General features: G+C 72.9%; 24 protein-coding genes. 12 read left to right on the forward strand and 12 right to left on the reverse strand.

Features of this window, described 5'->3' with window-relative positions:
* Positions 1 to 88: 88 nt before the first annotated feature.
* Entirely contained in the window at positions 89 to 1,729 is a 1,641-nt protein-coding gene (gene pgm / locus B079_RS0126155; protein WP_018548814.1) for a phosphoglucomutase (alpha-D-glucose-1,6-bisphosphate-dependent), read from the forward strand.
* A 68-nt stretch (positions 1,730 to 1,797) separates the two neighbouring features.
* Here the strand turns inward: pgm and B079_RS0126160 are convergent, their stop codons facing one another.
* Positions 1,798 to 2,703: an SGNH/GDSL hydrolase family protein gene (locus B079_RS0126160; RefSeq protein ID WP_199779973.1), complete on the reverse strand. Its 906-nt coding sequence runs from the start codon at positions 2,701 to 2,703 to the stop codon at positions 1,798 to 1,800.
* A 189-nt stretch (positions 2,704 to 2,892) separates the two neighbouring features.
* Between B079_RS0126160 and B079_RS0126165 the strand changes: the two genes are divergently transcribed.
* The 3 genes from B079_RS0126165 (at position 2,893) to B079_RS0126175 (ending at position 6,646) form a co-directional block, all read left to right on the forward strand.
* The gene (locus B079_RS0126165) at positions 2,893 to 3,549 is read left to right on the forward strand and encodes a maltokinase N-terminal cap-like domain-containing protein (RefSeq protein ID WP_018548816.1); all 657 of its coding nucleotides are present in this window, start codon (positions 2,893 to 2,895) and stop codon (positions 3,547 to 3,549) included.
* 231 nt (positions 3,550 to 3,780) lie between these two features.
* Positions 3,781 to 5,637: a M1 family aminopeptidase gene (locus B079_RS0126170; RefSeq protein WP_018548817.1), complete on the forward strand. Its 1,857-nt coding sequence runs from the start codon at positions 3,781 to 3,783 to the stop codon at positions 5,635 to 5,637.
* A 157-nt stretch (positions 5,638 to 5,794) separates the two neighbouring features.
* The gene (locus tag B079_RS0126175; protein WP_018548818.1) at positions 5,795 to 6,646 is read left to right on the forward strand and encodes a lysozyme; all 852 of its coding nucleotides are present in this window, start codon (positions 5,795 to 5,797) and stop codon (positions 6,644 to 6,646) included.
* 64 nt (positions 6,647 to 6,710) lie between these two features.
* Here B079_RS0126175 and B079_RS32820 read toward each other — a convergent pair whose 3' ends face one another.
* Positions 6,711 to 7,820, reverse strand: a complete 1,110-nt coding sequence (locus tag B079_RS32820; RefSeq protein ID WP_018548819.1) for an AI-2E family transporter — start codon at positions 7,818 to 7,820, stop codon at positions 6,711 to 6,713.
* Between the two features lie 401 nt (positions 7,821 to 8,221).
* On the opposite strand from B079_RS32820, the gene B079_RS0126185 reads away from it, so the two are divergent.
* From B079_RS0126185 to hypE, 7 genes are all read left to right on the forward strand, one after another.
* Positions 8,222 to 9,937: a hydrogenase maturation protein gene (locus B079_RS0126185; protein WP_018548820.1), complete on the forward strand. Its 1,716-nt coding sequence runs from the start codon at positions 8,222 to 8,224 to the stop codon at positions 9,935 to 9,937.
* The gene (locus tag B079_RS0126190; protein WP_018548821.1) at positions 9,934 to 10,524 is read left to right on the forward strand and encodes a hydrogenase maturation protease; all 591 of its coding nucleotides are present in this window, start codon (positions 9,934 to 9,936) and stop codon (positions 10,522 to 10,524) included. The genes B079_RS0126185 and B079_RS0126190 overlap by 4 nt, the downstream gene beginning before the upstream one ends.
* Positions 10,525 to 10,587: 63 nt before the next feature.
* A complete protein-coding gene (gene hypB / locus B079_RS0126195; protein WP_018548822.1) occupies positions 10,588 to 11,409 on the forward strand; it encodes a hydrogenase nickel incorporation protein HypB in 822 nt (273 codons plus the stop codon).
* Positions 11,406 to 13,757 carry a carbamoyltransferase HypF gene (hypF, locus tag B079_RS0126200; protein ID WP_018548823.1) on the forward strand — a complete coding sequence of 784 codons (2,352 nt, stop codon included), beginning with the start codon at positions 11,406 to 11,408 and terminating at the stop codon, positions 13,755 to 13,757. Before hypB ends, hypF begins: the two co-directional genes overlap by 4 nt.
* 50 nt (positions 13,758 to 13,807) lie before the next feature.
* Positions 13,808 to 14,098: a HypC/HybG/HupF family hydrogenase formation chaperone gene (locus tag B079_RS0126205; protein ID WP_026249096.1), complete on the forward strand. Its 291-nt coding sequence runs from the start codon at positions 13,808 to 13,810 to the stop codon at positions 14,096 to 14,098.
* On the forward strand, positions 14,095 to 15,282 hold the full coding sequence (hypD, locus tag B079_RS0126210) for a hydrogenase formation protein HypD (protein WP_018548825.1): 1,188 nt from the start codon (positions 14,095 to 14,097) through the stop codon (positions 15,280 to 15,282). Before B079_RS0126205 ends, hypD begins: the two co-directional genes overlap by 4 nt.
* A complete protein-coding gene (gene hypE / locus B079_RS0126215; protein ID WP_018548826.1) occupies positions 15,275 to 16,348 on the forward strand; it encodes a hydrogenase expression/formation protein HypE in 1,074 nt (357 codons plus the stop codon). The genes hypD and hypE overlap by 8 nt, the downstream gene beginning before the upstream one ends.
* A gap of 61 nt (positions 16,349 to 16,409) precedes the next feature.
* Here the strand turns inward: hypE and hypA are convergent, their stop codons facing one another.
* The 9 genes from hypA to B079_RS0126260 form a co-directional block, all read right to left on the reverse strand.
* Positions 16,410 to 16,757, reverse strand: a complete 348-nt coding sequence (gene hypA / locus B079_RS0126220; RefSeq protein ID WP_018548827.1) for a hydrogenase maturation nickel metallochaperone HypA — start codon at positions 16,755 to 16,757, stop codon at positions 16,410 to 16,412.
* Positions 16,758 to 16,764: 7 nt separating this feature from the next.
* The gene (locus B079_RS32825) at positions 16,765 to 16,953 is read right to left on the reverse strand and encodes a hypothetical protein (protein WP_018548828.1); all 189 of its coding nucleotides are present in this window, start codon (positions 16,951 to 16,953) and stop codon (positions 16,765 to 16,767) included.
* 20 nt (positions 16,954 to 16,973) lie between these two features.
* Entirely contained in the window at positions 16,974 to 17,180 is a 207-nt protein-coding gene (locus B079_RS0126230) for a hypothetical protein (RefSeq protein WP_018548829.1), read from the reverse strand.
* A gap of 20 nt (positions 17,181 to 17,200) precedes the next feature.
* Positions 17,201 to 17,791: a DUF5947 family protein gene (locus tag B079_RS0126235; protein WP_018548830.1), complete on the reverse strand. Its 591-nt coding sequence runs from the start codon at positions 17,789 to 17,791 to the stop codon at positions 17,201 to 17,203.
* The gene (locus B079_RS0126240; RefSeq protein ID WP_018548831.1) at positions 17,788 to 18,357 is read right to left on the reverse strand and encodes a NifU family protein; all 570 of its coding nucleotides are present in this window, start codon (positions 18,355 to 18,357) and stop codon (positions 17,788 to 17,790) included. The genes B079_RS0126235 and B079_RS0126240 overlap by 4 nt, the downstream gene beginning before the upstream one ends.
* Positions 18,350 to 20,143, reverse strand: coding sequence for a nickel-dependent hydrogenase large subunit (locus tag B079_RS0126245; protein ID WP_018548832.1), 1,794 nt, complete (start codon positions 20,141 to 20,143; stop codon positions 18,350 to 18,352). Before B079_RS0126245 ends, B079_RS0126240 begins: the two co-directional genes overlap by 8 nt.
* 75 nt (positions 20,144 to 20,218) lie before the next feature.
* Entirely contained in the window at positions 20,219 to 21,280 is a 1,062-nt protein-coding gene (locus tag B079_RS0126250) for a hydrogenase expression protein HypE (RefSeq protein ID WP_018548833.1), read from the reverse strand.
* The gene (locus tag B079_RS0126255; protein ID WP_018548834.1) at positions 21,277 to 22,833 is read right to left on the reverse strand and encodes a hypothetical protein; all 1,557 of its coding nucleotides are present in this window, start codon (positions 22,831 to 22,833) and stop codon (positions 21,277 to 21,279) included. The genes B079_RS0126250 and B079_RS0126255 overlap by 4 nt, the downstream gene beginning before the upstream one ends.
* Positions 22,834 to 22,979: 146 nt before the next feature.
* Positions 22,980 to 23,720 carry a DedA family protein gene (locus tag B079_RS0126260; RefSeq protein ID WP_018548835.1) on the reverse strand — a complete coding sequence of 247 codons (741 nt, stop codon included), beginning with the start codon at positions 23,718 to 23,720 and terminating at the stop codon, positions 22,980 to 22,982.
* 179 nt (positions 23,721 to 23,899) lie between these two features.
* Between B079_RS0126260 and B079_RS0126265 the strand changes: the two genes are divergently transcribed.
* Positions 23,900 to 25,471 carry a hypothetical protein gene (locus B079_RS0126265; RefSeq protein WP_234016868.1) on the forward strand — a complete coding sequence of 524 codons (1,572 nt, stop codon included), beginning with the start codon at positions 23,900 to 23,902 and terminating at the stop codon, positions 25,469 to 25,471.
* Between the two features lie 7 nt (positions 25,472 to 25,478).
* Here the strand turns inward: B079_RS0126265 and B079_RS0126270 are convergent, their stop codons facing one another.
* A complete protein-coding gene (locus B079_RS0126270; RefSeq protein ID WP_026249097.1) occupies positions 25,479 to 26,426 on the reverse strand; it encodes a LysR family transcriptional regulator in 948 nt (315 codons plus the stop codon).
* Positions 26,427 to 26,589 lie beyond the last annotated feature (163 nt).

A 26,589-nucleotide genomic window follows, 5' to 3' on the forward strand; every position in this document is an offset into this window, starting at 1 on the left:
TATGCGCATGCCGCGCCCATGACGAGGAAAGATGGGCTCAGAGCGTTCGATCACCCCGTCGAACACACCTATGCGGAGGAGCGGACTCATGCCGCACGAGCGAGCCGGCGCTCTCGCCGGTCCCGAGGACCTTGTCGACGTGGCCCGGCTGGTCACGGCGTACTACGCGCTGCACCCGGACCCGGCCGACCCGGGCCAGCGGGTCGCGTTCGGGACCTCGGGGCACCGGGGCTCGTCCCTGGCGACGGCCTTCAACGAGGACCACATCGCCGCCACCAGCCAGGCCATCTGCGAGTACCGCGCCGAGCGGGGCATCGACGGACCGCTGTTCCTCGGCGCCGACACGCACGCCCTCTCGGAGCCCGCGAAGGTCACCGCCCTGGAGGTGTTCGCCGCCAACGGCGTCACCGTCCTGATCGACAGCGAGGACGGCTACACGCCCACCCCCGCCGTCTCCCTCGCGATCCTCACCCACAACCGGGACCGCACGACGGGCCTCGCGGACGGCGTGGTCGTCACGCCCTCGCACAACCCGCCCGCCGACGGCGGCTTCAAGTACAACCCGCCGAACGGCGGCCCGGCGGGATCGGACGCCACCTCCTGGATCCAGGACCGCGCCAACCAGATCATCGCGGGCGGCCTGAAGGACGTACGCCGCATCCCGTACGCCCACGCGCTCGCCGCCGACACCACCGGGCGGTACGACTTCCTCGGCGCCTACGTCCGCGAGCTGCCCAGCGTGCTGAACCTGGACGCGGTGCGCGACGCGGGGCTGCGGATCGGCGCCGACCCGCTCGGCGGCGCCTCCGTCGCGTACTGGGGCCGGATCGCCGACGCGCACGGCATCGACCTCACCGTGGTCAATCCGCACACCGACCCCACCTGGCGGTTCATGACGCTGGACTGGGACGGCAAGATCCGCATGGACTGCTCCTCGCCGTACGCGATGGCCTCGCTCATCGAGCAGCGCGACCGGTTCGCGCTGGCCACCGGCAACGACGCCGATGCCGACCGGCACGGCATCGTCACCCCGGACGCCGGTCTGATGAACCCCAACCACTACCTCGCGGTCGCCATCGGCTACCTCTACCAGAACCGCGACCAGTGGCCGCAGTCGACCGGCATCGGCAAGACCCTCGTCTCGTCCTCGATGATCGACCGGGTGGCCGCCGACCTCGGCCGCCGTCTGGTCGAAGTCCCGGTCGGCTTCAAGTGGTTCGTGGACGGCCTGCTCAGCGGCGACCTCGGCTTCGGCGGCGAGGAGTCGGCGGGCGCGTCCTTCCTGCGCCGTGACGGCTCGGTGTGGACCACCGACAAGGACGGCATCCTGCTCGCCCTGCTCGCCTCCGAGATCACCGCCGTCACCGGCCGCACCCCCTCCGCGCACTACACGGACCTCACCGAGCGCTTCGGCGAACCCGCCTACGCCCGCATCGACGCCCCCGCCACCCGCGAGCAGAAGGCCCTGCTGGCCAAGCTCTCCCCGGCCCAGGTCACCGCCGACACCCTCGCGGGCGAACCCGTCACCGCCGTCCTCACCGAGGCGCCCGGCAACGGCGCCCCCATCGGCGGCATCAAGGTCACCACCGAGAACGCCTGGTTCGCGGCGCGGCCCTCGGGCACCGAGGACGTGTACAAGGTGTACGCCGAGTCCTTCCTCGGCCCGGACCATCTGGCCCGGGTGCAGGAGGAGGCGCAGGCGGTGGTGCTGGCGGCGCTGGGCGACTGAGGCTTTTACCGAGGGGGCACGGGCCGAGAGGGCGCGGGCCGAGAGGGCGCGGGCGCGGTGAGGCGGGTTCAGCGCCTGCCGTGTCCGCGCCCCGTCGCCGCGAGCACGGCCTGGGCCATCGCCGCCTCGCCGCGCGCGTTGGGGTGCGCCGGGGCGGCGGGCGCGGCCGGCTGCAGCGGCTCGATCCAGCGGTCCTCGGGCGCCTTGCACATGTCGTGGCCGACGGTGGGGCCGTAGGTGTCGACATACTCGACCCGGTTCCAGGCCGCGACCAGCCGCAGCATCAGGTTGAGCCGCTTCTCCGTGTCCCGCAGATAGGGGAAGTCACCGCGCGCGAACGGCACGGCGGGGAAGCAGCCCGTGCCGTCGTCGGGCAGCAGATCCGGATACCCCACGAGCAGGACCCGTGCGTGCGGCGCCCGTGCGCGGACGGCCCGCAGCACCCGGTCGATCTTCGGCGCGGTACGCGCCACGGTCACCGCCAACTCGTCGTACCCGGAGGCCCGGTAGGACCGCTCACACGGATTGCCGTCCGGGTCCTGCGCGCCGAGTTTCGCGCAGGTGGAGATGATCGAGCCGAAGCCGACGTCGTTCCCGCCGATCTGCACGGTGACGAGGTCGGTCTTCCGTGTGAGCGCGTCGAGTTGAGGCGGATTGGTCCCCTGCGCCTGCCACATCTCCGCCGTCGTGGCCCCCGAACAGCTCACGTCGACGAAGTCGTCCACCCGTCTCCGCTCCGCCACCAGCGAGGGGTAGTTCTGATCGGACCGCGCACAACTCGCGTCCACCTGACGGGGGATGAGCGGCCCGGAGGTGTAGGAATCCCCGAGCGCCGCATAACGGACCTGCCCGTGCCCGGGATGCGCCGCCGCCGGAACCACCGACCCGGCGACCAGCGCACAACCCCCCAGCACCGCACCCAGCAGACCGAGCGGCCTGCGTGAAGTGCCCTGTTTCCGTCCGCGGTTCGCCATGGAGTCCTCCCGAACTGACAGGCCATCACTTGCGACCGGGTCTGTATACCGCCGGGTAGGTCCAGGGAGCCAGACGCGTGAACACACTTTCCGCACAGGGGGGTTGGCCAGCCTTCACACCCCGGGGCGGCGGAGAGCCCTGTGGAACACTGCGGACGTTCGCACGCGTCGAGGAGGAGCAGTACCCGCATGGCCGTCATCCACCGCACCACTCTGAAGCCGACCAAGCTCGAACTTCTCACCCCCTGGCTGCCCACCCGTTCCTGGTACCGAGGCGGCCCGGGGGAGCCCCGGCTGGAACGGACCGGCGGTTTCCGCCTCGACGACCCCGAGGGCGAGGTCGGCATCGAGTTCATGGTGGCCACCGATTCCGCGGGCCCCGAGCCGGTCGCCTATCTGGTCCCGCTCACCTATCGCGGCGCCCCGCTCCCCGGCGCGGAGCACGCCCTCGTCGGCACCACCGAGCACGGCGTCCTCGGCAAGCGCTGGGTCTACGACGGCTGCCACGACCCGGTGCTGGTCGGCGAGTTGCTGGCGCTGATCGTGGGCGACGCCCAAGCCGTGGCGCAGAGCGTCACCGACACCCCCGACCGCGAGGTCACCCGCTCCCACACCGGCACGCCCCTCCCGCGCACCCCCTTCGCCCCGGCACCCGCCGAGGACGCCGACGGCACGAGCGTGCCCGCACCGGGTGGCGCGACCCTGCGCGTCCACCGCGTCCTGCGCCCGGTCCCGGAGAACCCGCCCGCGTGCCCCGGCGACGCGGCGGGTCATGTGGCGACCGGCTGGCCGGGGCCGGACGGCTCCCGGCTGCGCGCGGTCTTCGTGACGCTGCACACCGGCTGACCGCGCGGCAAGCACCGGCGGCACCGACAGCACCGGCAACCGGGTAAGCGCGCGGGCGCCTCTGGCATGAGCAGGTCAGATCTGTCACGCTTGCCCCGGCCGCGCCCTCCTCACCGAGGGCGCACCCCGCACGGCCATCGCGCAGCCCCACCCCACGGCCGCGCCGGCGCACTCCGGCCGGACTCGGCCATCAGCAGGCCGAAACCCCGGCCTTCGCGAAGGAGTAGCGTGTTGAGACCCACCCCCCACAAGGCGCTCGGCGGGCTCGCCCTCGCCGCCCTGCTCGCCTTCTGCCTGCCCGCGGGCTCCGCAGCCGCCCGGCCCGCCGAGGCGAAGGCGGCCGACGCCTGCACCCCGGCCCAGGTCGTCGGCAACGGCGGCTTCGAGAGCGGCACTTCGCCCTGGACCCAGTCCTCCAGCGGCCTGATCACCAGCCGCACCGGGCAGAGCGCGCACGGCGGTTCCGCCTACGCCTGGCTCGGCGGCACCGGCGCCACCCGCACCGACACGCTCACCCAGAGCGTCACCGTGCCCAGCGGCTGCGGCAGCGCCACCCTCAGCTTCCATCTCCACATCGACACCGCCGAGACCACCTCCTCCACCGCCTACGACAAACTGACGGTGAAGCTCGGCGGCACCACCCTCGCGAGCTACTCCAACCTCGACCACGCCACCGGCTACGTCCGCGAGACGGTCGACGTGTCCTCGTACGCGGGCCGCACCGTGGACCTCGCCTTCACCGGCACCGAGGACTCCAGCCTGAAGACCAGCTTCGTCCTGGACGACATCGCGCTCGACACCGCCGACACGACCACCCCGCCCGCGACCGACACGGCCCGCACCCCGGCCGCGCCCGACTACACCGTCAGCCTCAGCAGCGACAGCACCGGCACCGTCTGGACCGGCCACGAGAGCGCCACCTTCACCAACGCCTCGGCCGATGCGCTGGGCGAGGTCTACCTGAGGCTCTGGGACAACTACCACGGCACCTGCGCCGCCCCGCCCATCAAGGTCAGCAACGTCACGGGCGGCACGGCGGGCGACCTCTCGGTGGCCTGCACCGCGCTGAAGATCACGCTCCCGCAGCCGCTCGCCGAGGGCCAGTCCGCCACCATCGGCTTCGACCTCGGCATCACCGTCCCCGACGGCGCCGACCGGTTCGGCCACGACGGCGCCTTCAGCTTCATCGGCAACGCCCTGCCCGTCCTCGCCGTACGCGACGGCTCCGGCTGGCACCTGGACCCGTACACCAACAACGGCGAGTCCTTCTACTCCCTGGCCGCCGACTTCAAGGTCACCCTCGACCACCCCAGCTCCCTGCTGGTCCCCGCCACCGGCACCTCCACGGACACCCCCGGCAGCAGCGGCCGTACGGTCACCACCGCCACCGCCTCGAAGGTCCGCGACTTCGCCTGGGCCGCCGGACCGTTCAGCAAGATCTCCGGCACCTCGCCCGGCGGCGTCCCGGTCAACGTCTACTCCGTCTCCGGGATCAGCTCCTCCAGCGCCCAGTCCATGCTCAGCACCGCCAAGAGCGCCGTCGACGCCCACGCGGGCCGCTTCGGCGCCTACCCCTACGGCGAGCTGGACGCGGTCATCGACAACAACTTCTGGTTCGGCGGCATGGAGTACCCCGGCTTCGTCCTCGACCTGGTCTCCACCACCGCGCTCACCCACGAGATCGGCCACCAGTGGTGGTACGGCATCGTCGGCGACGACGAGTACACCAGCCCCTGGCTGGACGAGTCGTTCACCGACTACGCCACCGACCTCGCCCAGGGCAAGACCGGATCGGGCTGCTGGAACAGCGTCTCCTGGGCCTCCAGCGCCGAGAAGATCACCAACTCGATGGCCTACTGGGACGCCCACTCCTCGCGCTACTCCACCGTCGTCTACGGCTACGGCAAGTGCGCCCTGCACGACCTGCGCCGCCTCATCGGCGACACCGCGATGACCAAGCTGCTCAAGGACTACGCCGCCGCGCACTGGTACGGCGTCTCCACCACCGCCGAGTTCAAGGCCGCCGCCCAGGCCGCCACGAGCACCGACCTGACCTCCTTCTGGACCCAGCACCGCATCGACGGCTAGCCCCGTCGACGGCCGACCCGCACCCGCCCGGCCGGGCCCCGCGCCCGGCCGGGCACCCCCCCGCCTCCCCGCGTGCCACCCACATGGCCCAACCCCGGCCCCGCCACGCCTTCGCCCGGCCCAATCCGGCGTGCGCCACGCCCCGATGCCGGGTCAGATGGATCTCGTGCGAAGCGACATACACCTCCTCCGTGGCCGCAGCTCACGCCTGTGCCTCACCGGCGTCCTGTCCGGCCTCCTCCTCTTCCTGTCGCCCCCCGCCGCAGTGTCCGACTCCGGGTGGCGCATCCTTCCGCGCGGCAGCGCCTACATGGGCGTGGGCGTCCGCGCCCACGAACGAGGCACCGCGTGGTCCGACGACGACCGCGCCCTGACCACCCGGGCGACCCTCACCGAGGGTGTGGACGTCTCCAGCCACCAGGGCAACGTCGCCTGGAACACCCTGTGGAACGCGGGCACCCGCTGGGCCTACACCAAGGCGACCGAGGGCACGTACTACAAGAACCCCTACTTCACCCAGCAGTACAACGGCCCCTACAAGGCGGGCATGATCCGGGGCGCGTACCACTTCGCGACCCCCGACACCACGAGCGGCGCCGCCCAGGCGGACTACTTCGTCGACCACGGCGGCGGCTGGTCGGCCGACGGCAAGACCCTGCCCGGCGTGCTCGACATCGAGTGGAACCCCTACGGCTCCGCCTGCTACGGCAAGTCCCAGAGCGGCATGGTCAGCTGGATCCGCGACTTCCTGAACCGCTACAAGGCCCGCACCGGCCGCGCCGCCGTCGTCTACACCGCCACCACCTGGTGGACCCAGTGCACCGGCAACTACTCCGGCTTCGGCGCCAACCCCCTGTGGATCGCCCGCTACGCCTCCTCCCCGGGCACCCTCCCGGCGGGCTGGTCGGCGTACACCATGTGGCAGTACACCTCGACGGGCCCGACGGTCGGGGACCACGACAAGTTCAACGGCTCGACGACCAAGCTGCGGTCCTTCGCGACCGGCTGACCCCGGCTCACCCCGCCTCACCCCCGTCTCACTCGACCGGCCGGACGCGCTGCGTCCCGGCCGGTCAGGGCGTCCGGGGCGGCGGCTTGGTCGCGGGCGGTCCGCGCAGGGCGCTCAGCACCGCCCAGACCACCGAGACGAACGGCACCGCCACCACCGCGCCGATCACCCCCGCCACGATGCTGCCCGCGATGACCGACACGGCCACCACCAGCGGATGCAGCCGCACCGCCCAGCTCATCACCAGCGGATGCAGCACATGGCCTTCCAGCTGGCCGATGACGACGATGAGCACCAGCACCGCGATCGCCGTGAGCGGACCCCGGGTCGCCAGGGCGACCACCGTGGCCACGCCGAGCGCCACCGGCGAGCCCACCAGCGGCACGAACGCGGCGAAGAACTCGAGGAGCGTCAGCGGCAGCGCGAGCGGCACCCGCAGCGCGAACAGGGCGATGCCGACGAGTACGGCGTTGGTGGCGGCCACGATGATGATGCCGCGCGTGTACCCGGCGAACGTCCCCCACGCCGCCCGGCCCGCACGGTCCCACACGGTGCGCGCCCCGCGCGGCAGCACCCGGTCGCGCACCCACTCCCACTGCCGGTCCCCGGAGTGGATGAAGAAGGCGGAGGCGAACAGCGCGAGCGCCCCGCCCGTGACCACCTCCACCACCCGCCCGATCCCGGCCACCGCACTGCTCAGCAGGGCCGCGCGGTGCGTGGACAGATACTCCGTCACCTCCCGCTGGAGCGAGTTCAGCCGGTCCTGGCTCAGCCGGAACGGCGGGCGCCGCAGCCAGTCCTCGATACGGTGCACCCCGCCCCGGAACTCGTCGCCCAGCTGCGCCGACTCACCGGCCACCGCGTTGCCCACGAGCGCCAGCAGCCCGAGCAGCAGACACAGGCTGCCGACCATGGCGAGCGCGACGGCCAGCGGACGCGGCATCCAGCGGTCCAGCAGATCCGCGACCGGGCGCAGCACCGAGGTGATGACCATCGCGAGGAACAGCGCCACCGCGATGAGCTGGAAGCGGCCCAGGACGCCGAAGATGCCGTAGACCGCGATGCCGACCAGGATGAGCCGCCAGGCGTAGGCGGCGGCGATCCGCAGCCAGGGCACCGTCAGCTCGGCCGCCGAGACCTTCGGCGCGGTGCGCGAGTGGGAGGGCAGCCGCACCGTGGGGGAGGGGGGCCTGGCGCCCGGCGCCGTGTCGTGCGCCGGGTGACCGGACTTCCCGTGCCGTCGCCACCACCACCCCGCACCACCCACGTGCCCGCCTCGCCTCCGTGCCGCCGAGCCCGACCCTCGGGCACGTCCCGACCCTCGGTCACATCTAGAGAAAGGTAAGGGCAAAGCAGGAGAAACCGGACCCGCAACGCGCCCCGGTGCGTCGAGGTGGCACCCGCACCGGTCGCGCATCCGGGTGGCCGGAGGTCCGCCGGATTAGGACAACGGGGTGATTCTCGAAAGAGTTTTCCGCATGTTTTCCGGCCAATTCGGACCCTGTTCGCCAGGGGCGGGGGAAACGCCGAACCGGTTCTTCACGGCATCGGGAAAATGGACGAACATATCGTCGCATGGACATTTTGCTGGTCGCCAGCGCGTTCAACAGCCTCTGTCAACGGGTCTACGCGGAACTGTCCGATCAGGGCCACACCGTGGACGTCGTCCTCGCCACCCACGGCCCCGAACCGGTCCGCGCCGCCGTCCGTGAGACGCGCCCCGAGCTGATTGTCGCGCCCATGCTGAAGAGCGCCCTCCCCGAGGACGTATGGCGGGAACACACCTGTCTGATCGTGCACCCCGGACCCCCTGGAGACCGCGGCCCCTCCTCCCTGGACTGGGCGATCGCCGAGGACGTCACCCACTGGGGCGTGACCGTCCTGCAGGCCGAGGCCGCCATGGACGCGGGCGCCGTCTGGGCCTCCGAGACCTTCCCCGTGCCCGCCACCGGCAAGAGCGACCTCTACCGCAACGAAGCCGCCGACGCCGCCTCGGCCGCCGTCCGCCTAGCCGTCCGCCGCTACGCCGAGGGCTCCTACAAGCCCCGTCCGCAGACCGGCGACTGGCCCGCCGTGGTCTGGCGCGACTACTTCCGCCAGGACCGCCGCCGTATCGACTGGGCCCAGGACGACACCGCCACCGTCCTGCGCAAGCTGCGCGGCGCCGACTCCCAGCCCGGCGTCCTCGACGCACTCCTCGGCCGCGAGGTCTTCCTGCACGGCGGCCACCCCGAGGACCAACTCAGGGGCCGCCCGTGCGAATTGATCGCCACCCGCAACGGCGCCGTCTGCCGCGCCACCCGCGACGGCGCCGTATGGATCCCCGAACTGCGCCCGCGCAAGAGCAGCGGCGACCCGGCCCCCTTCCGCCGCCCCGCCGCCACCGTCCTCGCCTCCTGGGCCCCCGAGTACGCGGCGTCGCTCCCCGAGTCGACCGTCCCCCTCGAACTCCCGGAGGACCGGCGCACCTGGAGCGACATCCGCTACCGGCAGCGCGGCGACACCGGCTTCCTCGGCTTCACCTTCCCCGGCGGCGCCATGAGCACCGACCAGTGCCGCCGTCTGCTCGCCGCCTACGAGTACGCCCTCGCCCGGCCCACCCCGGTGCTGGTCCTCGGCGGCGCCCGCGACTTCTTCTCCAACGGCATCCACCTCAACGTCATCGAGGGCGCCCCCGACCCCGGCGCGGAGTCCCGGGACAACCTCGGCGCCATGGACGACCTCGTGGAGGCCGTCCTGCGCACCACCGACCGGCTGGTCGTCGCCGCGCTCGCCGGGAACGCCGCCGCCGGAGGCGCCATGCTCGCCCTCGCCGCCGACGAGGTGTGGTGCCGCACCGGCGCCGTCCTCAACCCGCACTACCGGCGGATGGGCCTGTACGGCTCCGAGTACTGGACCTACAGCCTGCCGCGCCGCACGGGCGAGGCCACCGCGCACCGCCTGACCACCGAGGCCCTGCCGGTCAGCGCCGAACACGCCGCCCGGCTCGGCCTGGTGGACCGCCTGGTGCCCACCGGCGCCGGGGAGTTCGCCCCCGCCGTCCAGGCCATGGCCGCCGACCTCGCCACCAGCCCCGGCCTCGCCGCCCGCATCACCGCCAAGGCCGCCGCCCGCCGCGCCGACGAGGACAGGCGCCCGCTCGCGGAGTACCGGCGCGACGAACTCGCCCGCATGCACGCCATCTTCGACGACCCCACCGCGCCCTACCACGCGCTGCGCTCCGCATTCGTCCGCAAACAGCCCTCGGCCTCGGTACGGCCGCTCACCACCGACACGGGGGAGGTGTCGTGAACGGCGCCACCGAACGGCTGCTCGTGGCCGGAGTCGGCAACATCTTCCTCGGCGACGACGCCTTCGGCCCCGAGGTCATCCGCGCCCTGGAGGAACGCCCGCTGCCCGGCGGGGTCACCGTGCGGGACTTCGGCATCCGGGGCATGGACCTCGCCTACACCCTGCTCGACGGCTGCGCGACCGCCGTCCTGGTCGACACCGCGCAGCGCGGCCACCGCCCCGGCACCCTGTCCCTGATCGAGGCCGAGCCCCCCGACGCCACCACCGTGCCAGAGGCCCACGGCATGGACCCGCAGAAGGTGCTCGCCCTCGCCGCCCACCTCGGCGACGAACCGCTGCCCCGCGTCCTCGTCCTCGGCTGCGAGCCCGCCGTGCTGCCGCGCGGCGACGAGGACATCGCCCCCGGACTGAGCGAGCCCGTGCGCGAGGCCGTCGGCCGGGCCGTCGACGCCCTGCACACCCTGGTGCCCGTCCTGCTGGCCGACCCGGCCGCACCCGCGCCCTCGTTGGGCCGCCCGATGGAATCCGGGCCCCCGTACGCGGCTGCGCTGCCCGCCCTGGCGGCCGACGGCGCCGAAGATCGGTGAGAGCCCGGGCCGTGCCCGACACGGCCCGGCGACCGTTCTTCCCGCCACCCGAGGAGCTGCGCCATGTGCGAGGCCGATCTCAGACAGGCCGTCCTGGCCAAGAACGACGACCTCGCCGCGCGGCTGCGCGCCGACCTCGCCCGGCAGGGCGTCACCGTCGTCAACCTGCTCTCCAGCCCCGGCAGCGGCAAGACCGAACTCCTCGGCCGTGTCCTCGCCCGCGCCGTCGAACGCGGCGTCCCGGTGGCCGCCCTCACCGCCGACCTCGCCACCGAGAACGACGCCGTACGCCTCGCCCGCTCCGGCGCCCCCGTCCAGCAGCTGCTCACCGACGGGCTGTGCCACCTGGAGGCCGCCCAGGTCCGCGACAAGCTCACCGGCTGGCTCCCGCCGGACACCCGCGCCCTCTTCGTCGAGAACGTCGGCAACCTCGTCTGCCCCGCCTCCTACGACCTCGGCGAGACCCTGCGCATCGCCCTGATGGCCGTCACCGAGGGCGAGGACAAACCGCTGAAGTACCCCACCGCCTTCGGCTCCGCCCACCTCGTCGTCATCACCAAGACCGACCTCGCGGAGCCCGCCGGTTTCGACGAGGACGCCTTCCGCGCGAACGTCCACCGGGTCAACCCGGGGGTGGAGATCGTCCGCTCCTGCGCCCGGAGCGGGGACGGGGTGAACGCGCTCCTCGAGTACGTGCTGTCGGCGCCGGACGCGGTGGTGCACCGGCCGCCCCTGGCACCCGGGCCGCACGGGCACGGGCACAGCCACGGCCCCGACGGGGGGCACAGCCACAGCCACGGCCCCGACGCGGGACACACGCACAGCCATGGTCCGGCCGCGCACCACAGCCACGGTCCCGCTACCGCCGCCGCGCCCCGTTCATGACCGCCCCGGCGACCGGTACGGTCCGCCGGCGCCTCACCGTGCGCGGCACGGTGCAGGGCGTCGGCTTCCGGCCCCATGTGCACCGGCTCGCCGACGGCCTCGCGCTCGCCGGGTACGTGAGCAACACCGGTGACGGGGTCGTCATCGAGGTCGAGGGCCCCGAGGACGGCGTCGGCCGGTTCTGCGCCCTGCTGGCCGAACAGCCGCCCCCGCTCGCCCGGGTGACCGGCATCGGCCATGAGGACCTGCCCGCCACCGGGACCACCGACCCGTTCACCATCCGCGCCACCGATTCCCCCCAGGGCCGTACCCAGCTCCCGCCCGACACCGCCACCTGCGCCGACTGCCTGCGCGAACTGGCCGACCCCGCCGACCGCCGCCACCGGCACCCCTTCCTCACCTGCACCCACTGCGGCCCCCGCTTCACCATCGCCACCGCGATGCCCTACGACCGCGCCGCCACCACCATGGCCGCCTTCCCGATGTGCCCCGCCTGCGCCCGCGAGTACGGCGACCCCGCCGACCGGCGCTTCCACGCCCAGCCCGTCGCCTGCCCCGACTGCGGCCCGGAACTGACCCTGCTCCCGGCCCCCGGCACCCCGCTCCGCCCCGCGCGCGGCGCCGACGCCCTGGCCGGGGCACGGGAACTGCTCGGCGCGGGCCGGATCATCGCCGTCAAGGGTGTCGGCGGCTACCACCTGGCCTGCGACGCCACCGACGCCGACGCCGTGGCCACCCTGCGCCGCCGCAAGGAACGCGGCGGCAAGGCGTTCGCGGTGATGTGCGCCGACCTCGCCACCGCCGAACGTGTCGCGGTGCTCTCCGACGCCGAACGCGCCGCGCTCACCGGCCCGTCGCGCCCCATCGTCCTGCTGCGCGCGCGGCGGACGGCCGGTGGACCCCGGCTCGCCGACGCGGTGTGCCCCGGCAGCCCGCACGTGGGCGTCCTGCTGCCCTACACCCCCGTGCACACCCTGCTGTTCGGGCTCCCCGGCGATCCCCCGGGCCCGCGCGTCCTCGTCATGACCAGCGGCAACCGCTCCGGCGAGCCCATCGTCACCGACGACGCCGAGGCGCTGATCCGGCTCGCCGGACTGGCCGACGCCTGGCTCACCCACGACCGCCCCATCGCCTCGCCTTGCGACGACTCCCTGCTGCGGGTGCGCGCCGACGGCACCGCCCAGGTCCTGCGCCGCTCACGCGGGTACGTCCCGCGCCCGCTGACCCTCCCGGTGCCGGTGCGGCCCGCGCTCGCGGTCGGCGGCGACCTGAAGAACGCCCTCTGTCTTGGCGAGGGCGACCAGGCATGGTTCGGCCCGCACATCGGGGACATGGGCGACCTGGCCACCCTGGAGGCCGCCCGCCGCGCCGAGACCCACCTCGCGACCCTCACCGGCGTCACCCCGATGCTCGTCGCCGCGGACCGGCACCCCGGCTACCACTCCACCGCCCACGCCCGCCGTCGCGCCACCGAAGCCGCCCTGCCGGAACCGGCGTTGGTCCAGCACCATCACGCCCACATCGCCTCCGCCATGGCCGAGCACGGTCTCGACGGCACCACCCCCGTCATCGGCGTCGCCTTCGACGGCACCGGGTACGGCGACGACGGCACGGTGTGGGGCGGCGAGATCCTGCTCGCCGACTACACCGGGCACCGGCGGCTGGCCCACCTCACCCCGGCGCCGCTGCCCGGCGGCGACGCGGGCGTGGCCAACCCGTGCCGTCTCGCGCTGGCCCGGTTGTGGGCGGCGGGTCTGGAGTGGACGCCGGACGTACCTAGCGTCCTGGCCTGCACACCGGACGAACTCGCCGTACTCAAGCAGCAGTTGACCCGCCAGGTGAACTGCGTCCCGACCTCCAGCATGGGCCGTCTCTTCGACGCCGTGTCCTCCCTGGTCGGCGCCTGCCACCGCGCCGGACACGAGGCGCAGGCCGCCCTGGAGCTGGAAGCACTCGCCACCAGAGCCCGGGACGCGGACCGCGTGGCGTACCCCTTCGGACTCACGGTGGGCCCACCGGACAGCTGGCAGCTGGACCCCGCCCCGCTGCTCCGGGCCCTGGTCGAAGACGTACGCCGAGGCGTCCCGGCGCCCGTCATGGCGGCCCGCTTCCACCGGGGCGTGGCCCGCGCGGTCGCCGACGTGTGCCACCGGGTCCGCACCGCCACCGGCCTGACCACCACGGCTCTGACCGGCGGCGTCTTCGCCAACGCCCTGCTGGAGGAGGAGAGCGCCGCCCTGCTCACGGCGGACGGCTTCACCGTCCTGCGCCACGGCGAGGTGCCGCCGGGCGACGGCGGACTGGCGCTCGGACAGCTCATGGTCGCCGCGCACACGGCACGGCCATGACGAGCCCGCTGACCCGCGGCTCGGCACACGACGACGAGACGGAGTGACCCATGTGTCTTGCAGTGCCCGGCAAGGTCGTGGCCATCGACGATGGCGCCGACCCGCGCACCGGGCTGATCGACTTCGGCGGGGTCCAGAAACAGGCGTGTCTGGAATACCTGCCCGACGTCCAGGTGGGGGAGTACGTCATCGTCCACGTCGGCTTCGCCCTCCAGAAGCTCGACGAGGAGTCCGCCCGGGCCTCACTCGAACTCTTCGAGCAACTCGGCCTGCTGGAAGAGGAGTTCGGCGACGCCTGGGAGCAGGCGGAGCGGCAGGGAAGCGGGAGTGAGAACCGGTGAAGTACATCGAGGAGTTCAACGACCCGGCGCTGGCCCGCCGTCTGCTCGACGAGATCCGTGCCACCGCCACCCGCCCCTGGGCCCTGATGGAGGTCTGCGGCGGCCAGACCCACTCCATCATCCGGCACGGCATCGACCAACTCCTGCCCGAGGAGGTGGAGTTGATCCACGGGCCCGGCTGCCCGGTATGTGTCACCCCGCTCGACGTCATCGACAAGGCGCTCGCCATCGCCGCCCGCCCGGACGTGATCTTCTGCTCCTTCGGCGACATGCTCCGCGTGCCCGGCACCGACCGCGACCTGTTCCGGGTCAAGGGCGAGGGCGGCGACGTACGCGTGGTGTACTCCCCGCTCGACGCGCTCGACCTCGCGCGCCGCAACCCGGACCGCCAAGTCGTCTTCTTCGCCATCGGGTTCGAGACCACCGCGCCCGCCAACGCCATGGCCGTCCACCAGGCCCGCCGCCTCGGCCTGGACAACTTCAGCCTGCTGGTCTCCCACGTCCGCGTGCCCCCGGCCGTCGAAGCGATCATGACCGCCCCCGAGTGCCGGGTGCAGGGCTTCCTCGCCGCCGGGCACGTGTGCAGCGTGATGGGCACCGAGGAGTACCCGGAGCTGGCCGCCCGGCACAAGGTGCCCATGGTCGTCACCGGCTTCGAACCGCTCGACATCCTGGAGGGCATCCGGCGCGCCGTCCACCAACTGGAGCGCGGCGAGCACCGGGTGGAGAACGCGTACGCCCGCGCCGTGCGCGAGGAGGGCAACCCCGCCGCCCGGCGCATGATCGAGGACGTCTTCGAGGTCACCGACCGCAACTGGCGCGGCATCGGCCGCATCCCGGCCAGCGGCTGGCGCCTCTCGGCGGCGTACCGCGCGTACGACGCCGAGCACCGCTTCGACGTCACCGGCATCCGCACCGAGGAACCGGCCGTGTGCCGGGCCGGTGAAGTCCTCCAGGGCCTCATCAAGCCCACCGAGTGCGAAGCCTTCGGCACCGCCTGCACCCCGCGCACCCCGCTCGGCGCCACCATGGTCTCCAGCGAGGGCGCCTGCGCCGCGTACTACCTGTACCGGCGGATGGCAGGCGCCCCGGTGTCGCCCGGCTCGCGCATCCCCCGAGAGGACTCGCGCATCCCCCGAGAGGACTCGCGCATCCCCCGAGAGGAGATGAACCCCGTTGGCTGACCTCGCCACCGAGGCAACCGTCGACCCCGCGAACTGGTCCTGCCCCGCCCCGCTGCGCGACCAGGGCGTCGTCGTCATGGGTCACGGCGGGGGCGGCGCCCTCTCCGCCGAACTGATGGAGCAGGTCTTCGCCCCGGCCTACGGCAACCCCGTCCTGGCCGCGCTCACCGACTCCGCCGTCCTCCAACTCGGCGGCGCGCGGCTCGCGTTCTCCACCGACTCCTACGTGGTGCGCCCGCTGTTCTTCCCCGGCGGCTGCCTCGGCGACCTCGCGGTCAACGGCACCGTCAACGACCTCGCGATGAGCGGGGCCCGACCCGCCTATCTGTCCACGGCGTTCGTCCTGGAGGAGGGCGTCGGACTCGACGTCGTCGCCCGCATCGCCCGCGCCGTCGGCACCGCGGCCGAGGCGGCCGGGGTCACCGTCGCCACCGGCGACACCAAGGTGGTCGAGTCCGGACACGGCGACGGCGTCTACGTCACCACCGCCGGGGTCGGCCTCGTCCCGGACGGCGTCGACATCCGCCCCCAGCGCGCCCGCCCCGGCGACGCGGTGATCGTCAGCGGCCCGATCGGGCTGCACGGGGTCGCGGTGATGAGCGTGCGCGAGGGCCTGGAGTTCGGCGTCGAGATCGCCTCCGACACCGCGCCGCTCGCCGGGCTCGTCGCCGCCATGCTCGACGTCACCCCGGACCTGCACGTCCTGCGCGACCCCACCCGGGGCGGCCTGGGCGCCGCCCTCAACGAGATCGCCCGCGCCTCCGGCACCGGCGTCCGCCTCACCGAGCGCGCCGTCCCCGTGCCCGACGAGGTGGCCAACGCCTGCGGGTTCCTCGGCCTCGACCCGTTCTACGTCGCCAACGAGGGCAGGCTCGTCGCCTTCGTACCCCGCGAACACGCCGACGCCGTGCTCGCCGCGATGCGCGCCCACCCGCAGGGCACCGGGGCCGCCCTGATCGGGGAGTGCGTGGCCGAACACCCCGGGATGGTCACCGTCGCCACGGGGCTCGGCGGCACACGGGTGCTCGACCTGCCGCTCGGGGAGCAGCTGCCGCGCATCTGCTGAGCCGCAGGGCACGCGAAGAGAGGGGCCCACCGGGCAAGGCGGGCCCCTCTCCCTGTGGCTTTCAGGGCACCGGCTCCACCGCCGTGATCTCCAGCTCCCGCCCGCTGCGCAGATCCTGCGAGGGCCGGTCGCAGCGCGGGCACCAGAAGAACGGCGGCATGCCCACCGCGAACTCCTCGGTGCACGGAGCACACCAGGCCACCGCGGTCACCTGCTCCACCACGAGGTCGGCCGAGGAGAGGGCGGTGCCGTCGCGTGCCACCTCGAAGGCGAAACGCAGCGCGTCCGGCACCACCCCGGCCAGCTCACCGACCCGGACCGTCACCGAGGAGACGTCCCCGCCGCCGTCGGCACGGGCGATCTCCCCGGCGCGCTCCACGATCGCGGTCGCGATCGACAGTTCGTGCACGGCGGACTCACGGGTACCGGTGACCGGCGCCCAGGCCCCCGGTCATCCGGTAGATCTTGAGTTCCCGCACCATGCCGGGGATCTCCTTGACGAGGAGGACCAGCGTAAGACCGGCCAGCAGGGCGGCCTGGGCGATCAGCACCTGCTTGCCCGAGACCAGGGGCTTCGCCGCCTCGTCCCCTTCGACGTGCTTCATGGCACTCACTTCCTGCTCTCTCATCCCGGGGGAATGTTCGGCATGACGTCCAGCAGCGCGTCGTGCTGCTTGGAGCGGACACCGGTGGAGCGGCGCGCGTCGGCGGTGCCGTCCTTGTGATGCCCGGCCTGCTCCTGATAGGGGCCCTCGTTGCCCTGGTGCAGTCCCGGAACGTGCGTCGGCGTGTCCGGTTTGACCTGCGGGCGGCCCACTCTGATCTTGCCCATGACGGTCTCCTCTCTGGGCTTCACGAACGCTCGGTCAGCTCCGTGAAGAACCGTTCGACGGCCGGCCAGACCCGGCCGCCGCCGGACAGCCCCCGCCACTCCTCGCGGACCAGGGCGACCATCCGGAAGCAGTCGTCGATCGGTACGATCCAGTGTTCCTCGTGTCCGCGCACCGTGTTGATCAGCAGCGCCTCCACGTCGGGCACCATCCCGGCCAGGGCCGGAACCGACCCGGCCAGGGCGTGCCAGGCGGTCGCGTCGATCTCCCAGCGCATCGTCCCGGCCGGGCTCGGACCCTCGGCGGTCACCGAGCCGTCCGCCCGGGGCACGAAGAACACCAGGCCCACCGGCACACCCAGCGCCGCCGTGTCGACCGGCGCGAGCCGCACCCGGCGCCGGGGCACGAGCCGGTACCGGCCCCCGCCCGCGCCGCCGTCGGCGAACAGCACCGAACAGGGACCGCACACACAGCGCAGCCCGTCCGCCTCCGCCTCGTACAGATGGGCGTGCTCCTCGGCGACGGGCGCCGCGCACAGCTCGCACGCCTCGGCCGCCGCCGGGCGCCCCGCCGCCGCGCCGGAGCGGACGACCCGGGCCAGCGCCCCGCTCACCGCGCTCCCTGCGCCGCGCCCCGGCGGGTGAGCGTGGCCAGCGGGACGAACGCGGGCGGGGAGGTCCGCTCGGCGGTGACCGCCTCCACCCGCGTCAGCTCCGGCGCGGCGGCCAGCACCGCCGCGCGGACCACCTCGGCGACATCCGTGGAGTCCGAGCCGCATCCGGCGCCGCAGCCACCGCCGCCCGCATCCACCCGGACCCGCGCCACAGCGCCCTCCACGCCCTCCCACTCCAGGTCGCCGCCGCGCTTGCGCACGGCGGGACGCAGCCGCTCGACCGCGCGGGCGGCCCGGCGCTCCGGCGGCTCGGGGTGGATGCCGTGCAGCACCAGCAGATGCGCCAGCAGCTCGTCCTCGGCCAGCCGGTCGCGCAGCGCGTCGTCCGCGTGGTCCAGGACCCGGGCCAGCGCCTCGCCGTAGACCTCGGTCAGCAGCCCGACCGCGCCCAGCGCCTCGCGGGCGGTGGAACCGGAGTCGGACTCCAGGCCGCCCAGCACGTCGTCGAGATGGGCCAGGCGTGCCTCCACCGCCGGGTCGTCGAGACGGCGGACACCCTCAGCCATGGTTCGCCCCGTACGTGGGCGAGTGCACGACGTCCAGCGTCTTGCCCTTGCCCATGTACATGTGGACGCCGCACGGCAGACAGGGGTCGAAGCTGCGCACCGTGCGCATGATGTCGACGCCCTTGAAGTCGTCCGGGCCGTTCTCCTCGAAGATCGGCTGGCCCTGCACCGCGTCCTCGTACGGGCCCGGGGTGCCGTAGATGTCGCGGGGGCTCGCGTTCCACGGGGTCGGCGGGTACGGGTGGTAGTTGGCGATCTTCTTGTCCTTGATCACCAGGTGGTGCGAGAGGACCCCGCGCACCGCCTCGTGGAAGCCGCAGCCGATCGCCTCGTCCGGGACCTCGAAGTCCTGGAACACCTTGGTCTCGCCCGCCCGCATCAGCTCCATGGACTCCTCCAGGAACTGGAGGGACATCGCGGCGGCGTACGCCACGAAGTAGGGCCGCGCGCGGTCGCGTTCGATGGTGTTGCTCCACTTCGGGATGGACCACTCCAGCGTGGTCTCCGGAAGCGACTCGCCCTTGGGGAGCTGGATGCGCACCTTGCCGTTCGACGCCTTGACGTACTTGGTGTCGACCAGGCCGCTCAGCGCGGTGGACCACAGGCGGGCGAGCGGGCCGCCGCCGGTGTCGAGCGCGAGGTGCTTGTCGGTCTCCTTGTGGTACCAGCGCGGGCTCATCACCCAGCTGTAGTTGCCGTCGAACTCCCGCTTCTGCGGCACCGGGACGGTCGTCTGGTTCCACGGGTGCCGCATGTCGACCGGGTTGCCCACCGGGTCGTGGGTGACGAACGGCTGCTCGTTGACCCAGTCGTCGTAGTACGAACTGCCCAGCATGATGCGGATGTTGAGGTTGATGTCGATCAGGTCGTTGGTGACCAGCTTGCCGTCGACGATGACGCCCGGGGTGACGTACATCGCCTTGCCCCACTCGTTCATCGACGCGTAGCGGTAGTCGACGACCGACGGGTCCTGCCAGGCGCCCCAGCAGCCGAGCAGGATGCGGCGGCGCCCGACCTCCTCGTAGCCCGGCAGGGCCTCGTAGAAGAAGTCGAAGACGTCGTCGTTCATGGCGACGGCCTTCTTGATGAAGTCGATGATGTGCATCAGCCGGCTGAGGTAGTCGGTGAAGATGCTGGGCTGCGGCATCGTGCCCACACCGCCCGGGTAGAGCGTGGAGGGGTGGACGTGCCGTCCCTCCATGAGGCAGAACATCTCCCGGGTGACCCGGCTGATGCGCAGCGCCTCCTTGTAGACCTCGCCCTCGAAGGGGTTGAAGGCCTTCATGATGTCGGCGATGGTCCTGAAGCCGTGGATCTCCCCGCGCGGGGCGTCCGTGCGCTCGGCCCGCGCCAGCAGACCGGGGTTGGTGGCCTTGACCATGGCCTCGCAGAAGTCCACGAAGACCAGGTTGTCCTGGAAGATCGTGTGGTCGAACATGTACTCGGCGGCCTCGCCGAGGTTCACGATGTGCTCGGCCATCGGCGGTGGCTTGATGCCGTACGCCATCTGCTGCGCGTAGTCCGAGCACGTCGTGTGGTTGTCGCCGCAGATGCCGCAGATGCGCGAGGTGATGAACCCGGCGTCGCGCGGGTCCTTCCCCTTCATGAACACCGAGTAGCCGCGGAACAGCGACGAGGTGCTGTGGCACTCGGCGACTTCCCGGTTGGCGAAGTCGATCTTCGTGTAGATGCCCAGGTTGCCGATGATCCGGGTGATCGGATCCCACGACATGTCCACGAGCTGAGCCGGTTTGCGTCCCGTCGGCCGGGATTCGGTGGTCGTCATCTGCGGTACTGCCCTCGCTGTCGGAGTTCGGCGGGTGGGGGTGGGGGTGGTGGCCGGGTCACGGTCCCGTCGGGCTCAGGCACGCCAGTACGGGTCGTAACCGCTGGTCAGCTTGCGCTTCTTGCCACGCCACTTGGGCTCGTGGTTGACCATCTCGTTGGTCAGGCCGCGCAGTCGGCGCACCACGGCGCCGTACGGCTTGATGACCAGGGAGGACAGGGTGCCGCCGGGCGGCTCGTCCATGAACGGCATGAACGCGTCCGGGAAACCGGGCATCGTGCAGCCGATGCAGATGCCGCCGACGTTGGGACAGCCGCCGATCCCGGCCATCCAGCCCCGCTTGGGCACGTTGCAGTTGACCACGGGGCCCCAGCAGCCGGTCTTCACCAGGCACTTGGGGGAGTTGTAGTCCAGGCCGAAGTCGCCCTGCTCGTAGTACGAGCCGCGGTCGCAGCCCTCGTGCACGGTCTTGCCGAACAGCCACTGCGGCCGCAGCATGTGGTCCAGCGGGGGCGGCGGGGCCGTACCGGCCGCGGTCTGGAGGACCCAGACCAGGACCTCCATGAAGTTCTCCGGCTGGATCGGGCAGCCCGGCACGTTGACGATCGGCAGCCCCGCCTGCGACGTGAAGTCCCAGCCGAGGTAGTCGGCCAGGCCCATCGCACCGGTCGGGTTGCCCGCCATGCCGTGGATGCCGCCGTAGGTGGCGCAGGTACCGGCGGCGACCACCGCCCACGCCTTCGGCGCGAGCTGGTCGATCCACCAGTTGATCGTCTGCGGCTGGCCGGTCTTCGGGTCGTTGCCGAACGACGTCCAGAAGCCGTCGCCCTCGATGATCTCCTGGTTCGGCACCGAGCCCTCGATGACGAGGATGAACGGGGTGTCCAGCTCGCCGCGTGCCGCCGCCCGGTAGGGCGCGAGGAAGTCCTCGCCGCCCAGGCTGGGCGAGAGCACCTTGTTGACCAGGTTGACCTTGGGCAGCCCGGGGATCACGCCGAGGACCACGTCCTCGATGGAGGGCTGCATGGCCGCCGTCAGCGAGACGGTGTCGCCGTCACAGCTCATGCCCTCCGAGATCCACAGGATGGTGATCTCGTTTATGCCCTGGGCTTCGGTGGTGGGGCTCTGCGTGGTCATGTCGCCTGCCTTCGCTGCGGTCGGTCGCCGAGGGGCTCGACCTCGTCGGGTCGGAAGTAGTGGAATCGGCCGTACCAGCCGTGCAGTTCGGCCGCCGGATCGTCGTCCACGGTCACCGCGAGATGCGTGCTGCCGTCCACGTCGTGGAAGACCGCGGACACCCGCGCCGTGCGCCCCTCCAGGAACATGTCCTGGGCGTCGGAGCCCCGCTTGCGCGGACGCAGCCGCACCGGGCTGCCGCCGCCGAGCTCCACCCCGTCCACGAGCACCGTGTCCGTCGTCGGGGACAGGCCGTCGTCACCGCCCTCCTGCCACCAGGCGGGACGGCCCTCGGGAGACACGGGGGAGGACACGGCGGACGGCTCGGCAGGGGACACGGAGGACGCCGGGGACGCCGGGGACAGCGAGCGGATGGCGCCGTGCAGCCGGGAGAAGACCTCCGGGGGCATGGTGTCGACGCGGTCGAGGATGCGCGCGGCGCGCGGGTCGGTGGCCCGGGCCTCGGCCTTCTCCTCGTCGGTCAGCAGCATCGTGCGCAGCGTCAGGATCTCGTCGATCTCCGCCGCGTCGTGCAGATCGCCCGGACTCTCGGGGGCCACCTGCGGATGGTCGGGAAGGATGATGGGGGAGGAGAGCAGCACGGGGCCGGTGGAGCCGTCGGCCGCGTCGTCCGTCTCCGGCGCGGGTCCGCCGAGCACGGGGAACGTGAAGGCGTTGCGGCAGCCGCGCGCCTGCTCGCGCAGCGCCTCCGGCGGGTCGATCAGCGACACGAACTCCAGGCCGCTGCCGCCGAGCAGGGTGTGGGCGGCGAGCAGCGCGTGCCGCAGCACCTCGCCGCGCGCGCCACCGGTCTCCGGGGACCGCCCGGTGTTCTCGGTGCGCACGCACACCCGGTAGAGACCGTCCGCGAGCCGCTCGGCCCCGGCCGTGGTACGCGCCCGTACGGCCTCGCGGGTGCGGACGATCCGGCCCGTGCCCCCGGGCAGTTCCTCGGTCTCCCGGGCCTGAGGAGCGCCGGTCGGCGCGGAGCACACGCCGCGCAGCAGGTCGGCCAGCGGCCACACCAGCTCCACCTCGTGCGGTACGGCCTCGTCGAAGCTGAGCCGGCCCCCGCCGTCGGCCGTCAGCAGCGACTCCACCGGCCGGTGTCCGCCGTCGCCGTCGGGCTCCTCGACCTGCTTGCGCTGCAGCTGGAGGTAGCGCACCCGCACCCTGAGCGCCGCGTCGGGGCCCTCGGCGCGCACCAGGCACTCGGTGCGCTGGTACCAGGAGTCCGCCGAGCCGGAGATGCCCTCGGTGACCGGTCCTGCCGCCTCCACCCAGTCCCGGGGCGGGAGCACCCCGAACTGCCAGCGGACGCGGTTCTTGGCCGAGGAACGGCGGTACGGGTAGAGCAGATAGCCCTCGTAGAGGACGGCGTCGGCGACCGCGCTCATCCCGGCGAAGACGCCGGACGCCCCCGTCTCCGGGACCGTCCCGGCGTCCGGGGCGGGGCCGTCACCGGGCGCGACGGCACACGCCGTACCGCCCTCGCCGCCGCTCGTGTCCGCCATGCCGCCTCCTCGCCGTGCCGGTGCAGTGGTCCATGCCTTCCACTCACCGTCACATCCGTCACGCGACCTCGCCCCTCAGGCCCACGCCGGTTGGGCCGGGCGGGTGAGCGCGCATATGCGGGCGGCGGTTTCCCGGCCCGGCCGGGCTACTCGCCCTCCGTGGGGTCGTCGGCCGCGTGCTCCCCGTGCGCGGTGTCTCCGTGCGCCCCGTCCTCGTGCGCGGCGTCCTCGCGCGCTCCGTCCTTCTGCGCCGCGTCCTCGTGCCGCGCGCGTCGTGACCGCACCGCCTCCACCAGCAGCGGGATCAGGGAGAGCACGACGATGACGCCGACCAGGGGCAGCAGATAGTCGTCCACGTGGGACACCGAGGAGCCGAGGGCGTACCCCACCAGCACCAGGCTCTGCGACCAGAGCACCCCGCCCACCGTCTGCCACAGGGTGAACGTGCCGAGCGGCACGCCGAGGGCGCCCGCCGCCGGGTGGAGCACCGAGCGCAGCATGGGGATGAAGCGGCCGATCACCAGCGCCTTGCCGTAGCCGTAGCGGGCCAGGAGGCGTTCGGCGCGCTCGGCGCCCTCCTTCACCCGTCTGCTGGAGGTACGGGTCAGCAGCGGGCGTCCGCCGTGCCGTCCGATGAGGTAGCCGACCTGACCGCCCGCCACCGCCCCGGCCGCCGCGCACAGCATCACCTGCCAGAGCACCAGCCGGGGCGGCTGCCCGTGCGCTCCGGCGGCGCAGAGCACCCCGGCCGGGAACAGGAGCGTGTCGCCGGGCAGGAAGAAGCCGACGACCAGCAGGCCCGACTCCGCGAACGTCACCACCAGGACGCCGAGCGCGCCGAAGGCGGCCAGCAGCGAGGCGCTGTCCGTGGGGTTGACGGCTTCCACCCCATCGCCTCCCGGTCCGTCGCTCGGTAGCCTCCCGCCAAGTGTCGCCCGGACCCGGCGCCGGTGCCCACGGACGAGCCCCGCGAGAGTCGGCCCGAAAACTCTCTGTCCGTGCCCCGGCACTGCCCGTACACTGCCGATTCACAGGGGCACGGGGGCAGTTGACGGGGGGAGCCGCCATGTCGGACACACCGTACGGTCCTGCCGGGACACCGGGACATCCGATGCCCCCGGTGCCGCCGATGCCGTCGAGCCCGCCGCCCGCACCGCCCGACGCACTGCGCGCCGCCGCCGTCGGTCTGCTGAACCTGAGCGGGCTCGGCCTCGGCTACCTCCTGCTGCGAAGACGGCTCCTCGCCGCCGCCTGCTGGGTGGCGACCGCCGTCCTGCTGCTGGTCGCCCTGCCCGCCGACCCGGACGGCGTCCCGGCAGGCGTGCTCGCCGGTTACGTCGTCGTCCTGGTCCTCGCCGCCGCGCACGGCGCGTTCGCCGCCCTGCGCACCCGGCTCGCCTGGCCGTCCACGGCCCCCCTCGCGCTCGCCCTCGGCGTCCTGCTGCTCGCGGTGCCGACCGGCGGCACCCTCTGGTACCGCGACGCCCGCGAGGAAGCCGTCCAGCAGGCCCTGCTCGACCGGCTGCACCGCGCCGACGAGACGGTCACGGCGGCGGGCCGCCACTCCTTCAGCGCCTCCCGCTCCGAGTACCGCGACGCCCTGGACGTCTACCGCGACCTCGCCGTCCACCACGCGGGCTCCCGCGCCGCCGACCAGGTGCCCGACAGTCTGCGCACCTACTACCGCACCGTAGGCGCCCCCTACACGAGCGGCGACTACTGCGGCGCGATCGAGCCGCTGAAGTATCTGCGCACCGTGCCCCAGTCCGTGCCCGAGGACCGCCTGGGCTCGCTCGCCCAGTGGCCCGACGACCGGCTCGCCACCTCGCTGTACACATGTGGCGCCACCGCCCTCTCCGGGGACGGCGAGGCGTGGGTGGAGCACTTCGGCGACCTGCTCGGCACCTTCCCCGACTCCGGCCCGGCCGCCAAGGTCGCCCCCGCCGTCGAGTCGGCCGTGGCCCAGGCGCAGAAGGACGTCGGCGGAAAGTCGCCCTGCACCGCCGTGGAGCGGCTGCGCGAGCTGAACACCCGCGCCCTCACCCTCTCCAACTCCGCGGGCAGCTCCGCCGCCCAGCTCACCGCCTCGGCGGGCCGCGCGAAGCGGAGCGGGGACGCCGGGGCGTACGACTGCGGGATCGACCAGTACAAGGACGGCGAGTTCTCCGCCGCGCAGAAGACCATGGAGGACTACGCCGCCCACGCCAAGGGCGACAAACGGGAGCGGGCCCGGAAGATAGCCATCGGCGCCGAGGTCGCCCAGACCGTCCCCGCCGCCGGGAAGAAGCTGCCCACCACCGCCTCGGGCGGCGGCATCTCCGTCACGGTGAAGAACGACAGCCCGGACGACATCACCGTCCTCTACACCGGCCCGGTCACCGGCAGCTTCACCCTCAAGGGCTGCGGGAACTGCCGGGCGTACACCTTCACCGACACCCTCTCGGCCGGTTTCAAGCCCTGCAACGACAGCGGCAAGAACTACCCGAAGCGCACGATCAGCCTGCCCGTCGGCACCACGTACTTCGTCCACAAGCCGAACGGCACGAGCACCGCCGCACCCGCCTCCGACACGGCCAGGATCCGCTCAGGCTACATCTACACCGAATGCGCCTACACCACGCGGACGTTCGGCAACTGACGCACCGTCACACGGGTGCCGGGGCGTGGTCGGTGTGGTCCAGCCACGCCCGATAGACCGGTGACTGCGCGGCCACCTCCCAGTAGGCGTCGGCCAGTTCGGCGTAGCCGTCCTCCAACTCGGCCTCGGTGCGCGCCGCGAGCAGCAGCCGTACGCCGATGGGGTCGCCGCGCAGGGGCCGGATGGCGAGGTCGGAGCGGGGACGGGCGGTGGGCTGGCTGACCGTGACCACCTCGCCGGTGGCGGCCAGGGTGTACGCGGTCAGATAGTCGCCGTGCAGCAGGCGCGGCTCGATCCCCGCCTCGCGCAGCACCCGGCACAGCCCGTCCCACTCGCCGTCCACCGTGGAGTCCACCATCCAGCGCTCGCCCGCCAGGTCCGCGAGCCGCACCTCGTGCCGGGCTGCGGCCGGATGGTCGGCGGCGAGCGAGACGAACTGCGGCTCCCGCTGGACCAGGACCCGCACACTGAGCCCCGCCGGGACGCGCAGCGGGCTGCCCTCCACCTCGTGCACGAAGGCCAGGTCGAGCCCGCCCTCGGCGACCATCCGCAGCAGCGCGTTCGCGGACGCGTCCACGTGCAGCGTGGGATCGGCCGGAGGCACCCGGGCGCGCAGCCGCCGCAGCCAGCCCGGCAGTGCGCGGCTGGCCGTGGCCCCGATGCGCGGCCGGGGCCCGCCCGGCGCCCGCGTCGCCGCCGCCCGCGCCTCCGCGACGAGCGCACCCAGCTCCCGCACCAGCGGCCGTGCGCGGCCCAGCACCAGGCGGCCCAGCGGGGTGGGACGGCAGCCGGTGCGGTCCCGGGTGAACAGCCGCCCGCCCAGGGCCTGTTCTATCCGGCGCAACTGCGTGCTCAACGACGGTTGCGCCAGGCCCAGTTCACGGGCAGCGCGGTGCAGGCTGCCCGCGTCGGCGATGGCGCACAGCACGCGCAGATGTCTGACCTCAAGATCCATGCCGGGAGCCTAGGTGGGGGCTGTGAGACGGCGCCAGAGGTTCAAATCGGGGCGCAACGGGGCGAGTTGACGACGATAGCCGCGTGCTATCCCTACTTGCCATCATCCGCCGGGAGTTGCTCTCCCCGAGACTCATGGGCAACCGATCGTTCACCCCACGGAA

This window comes from Streptomyces sp. LaPpAH-108, assembly GCF_000373625.1.
Taxonomy (GTDB): Bacteria; Actinomycetota; Actinomycetes; order Streptomycetales; family Streptomycetaceae; genus Streptomyces.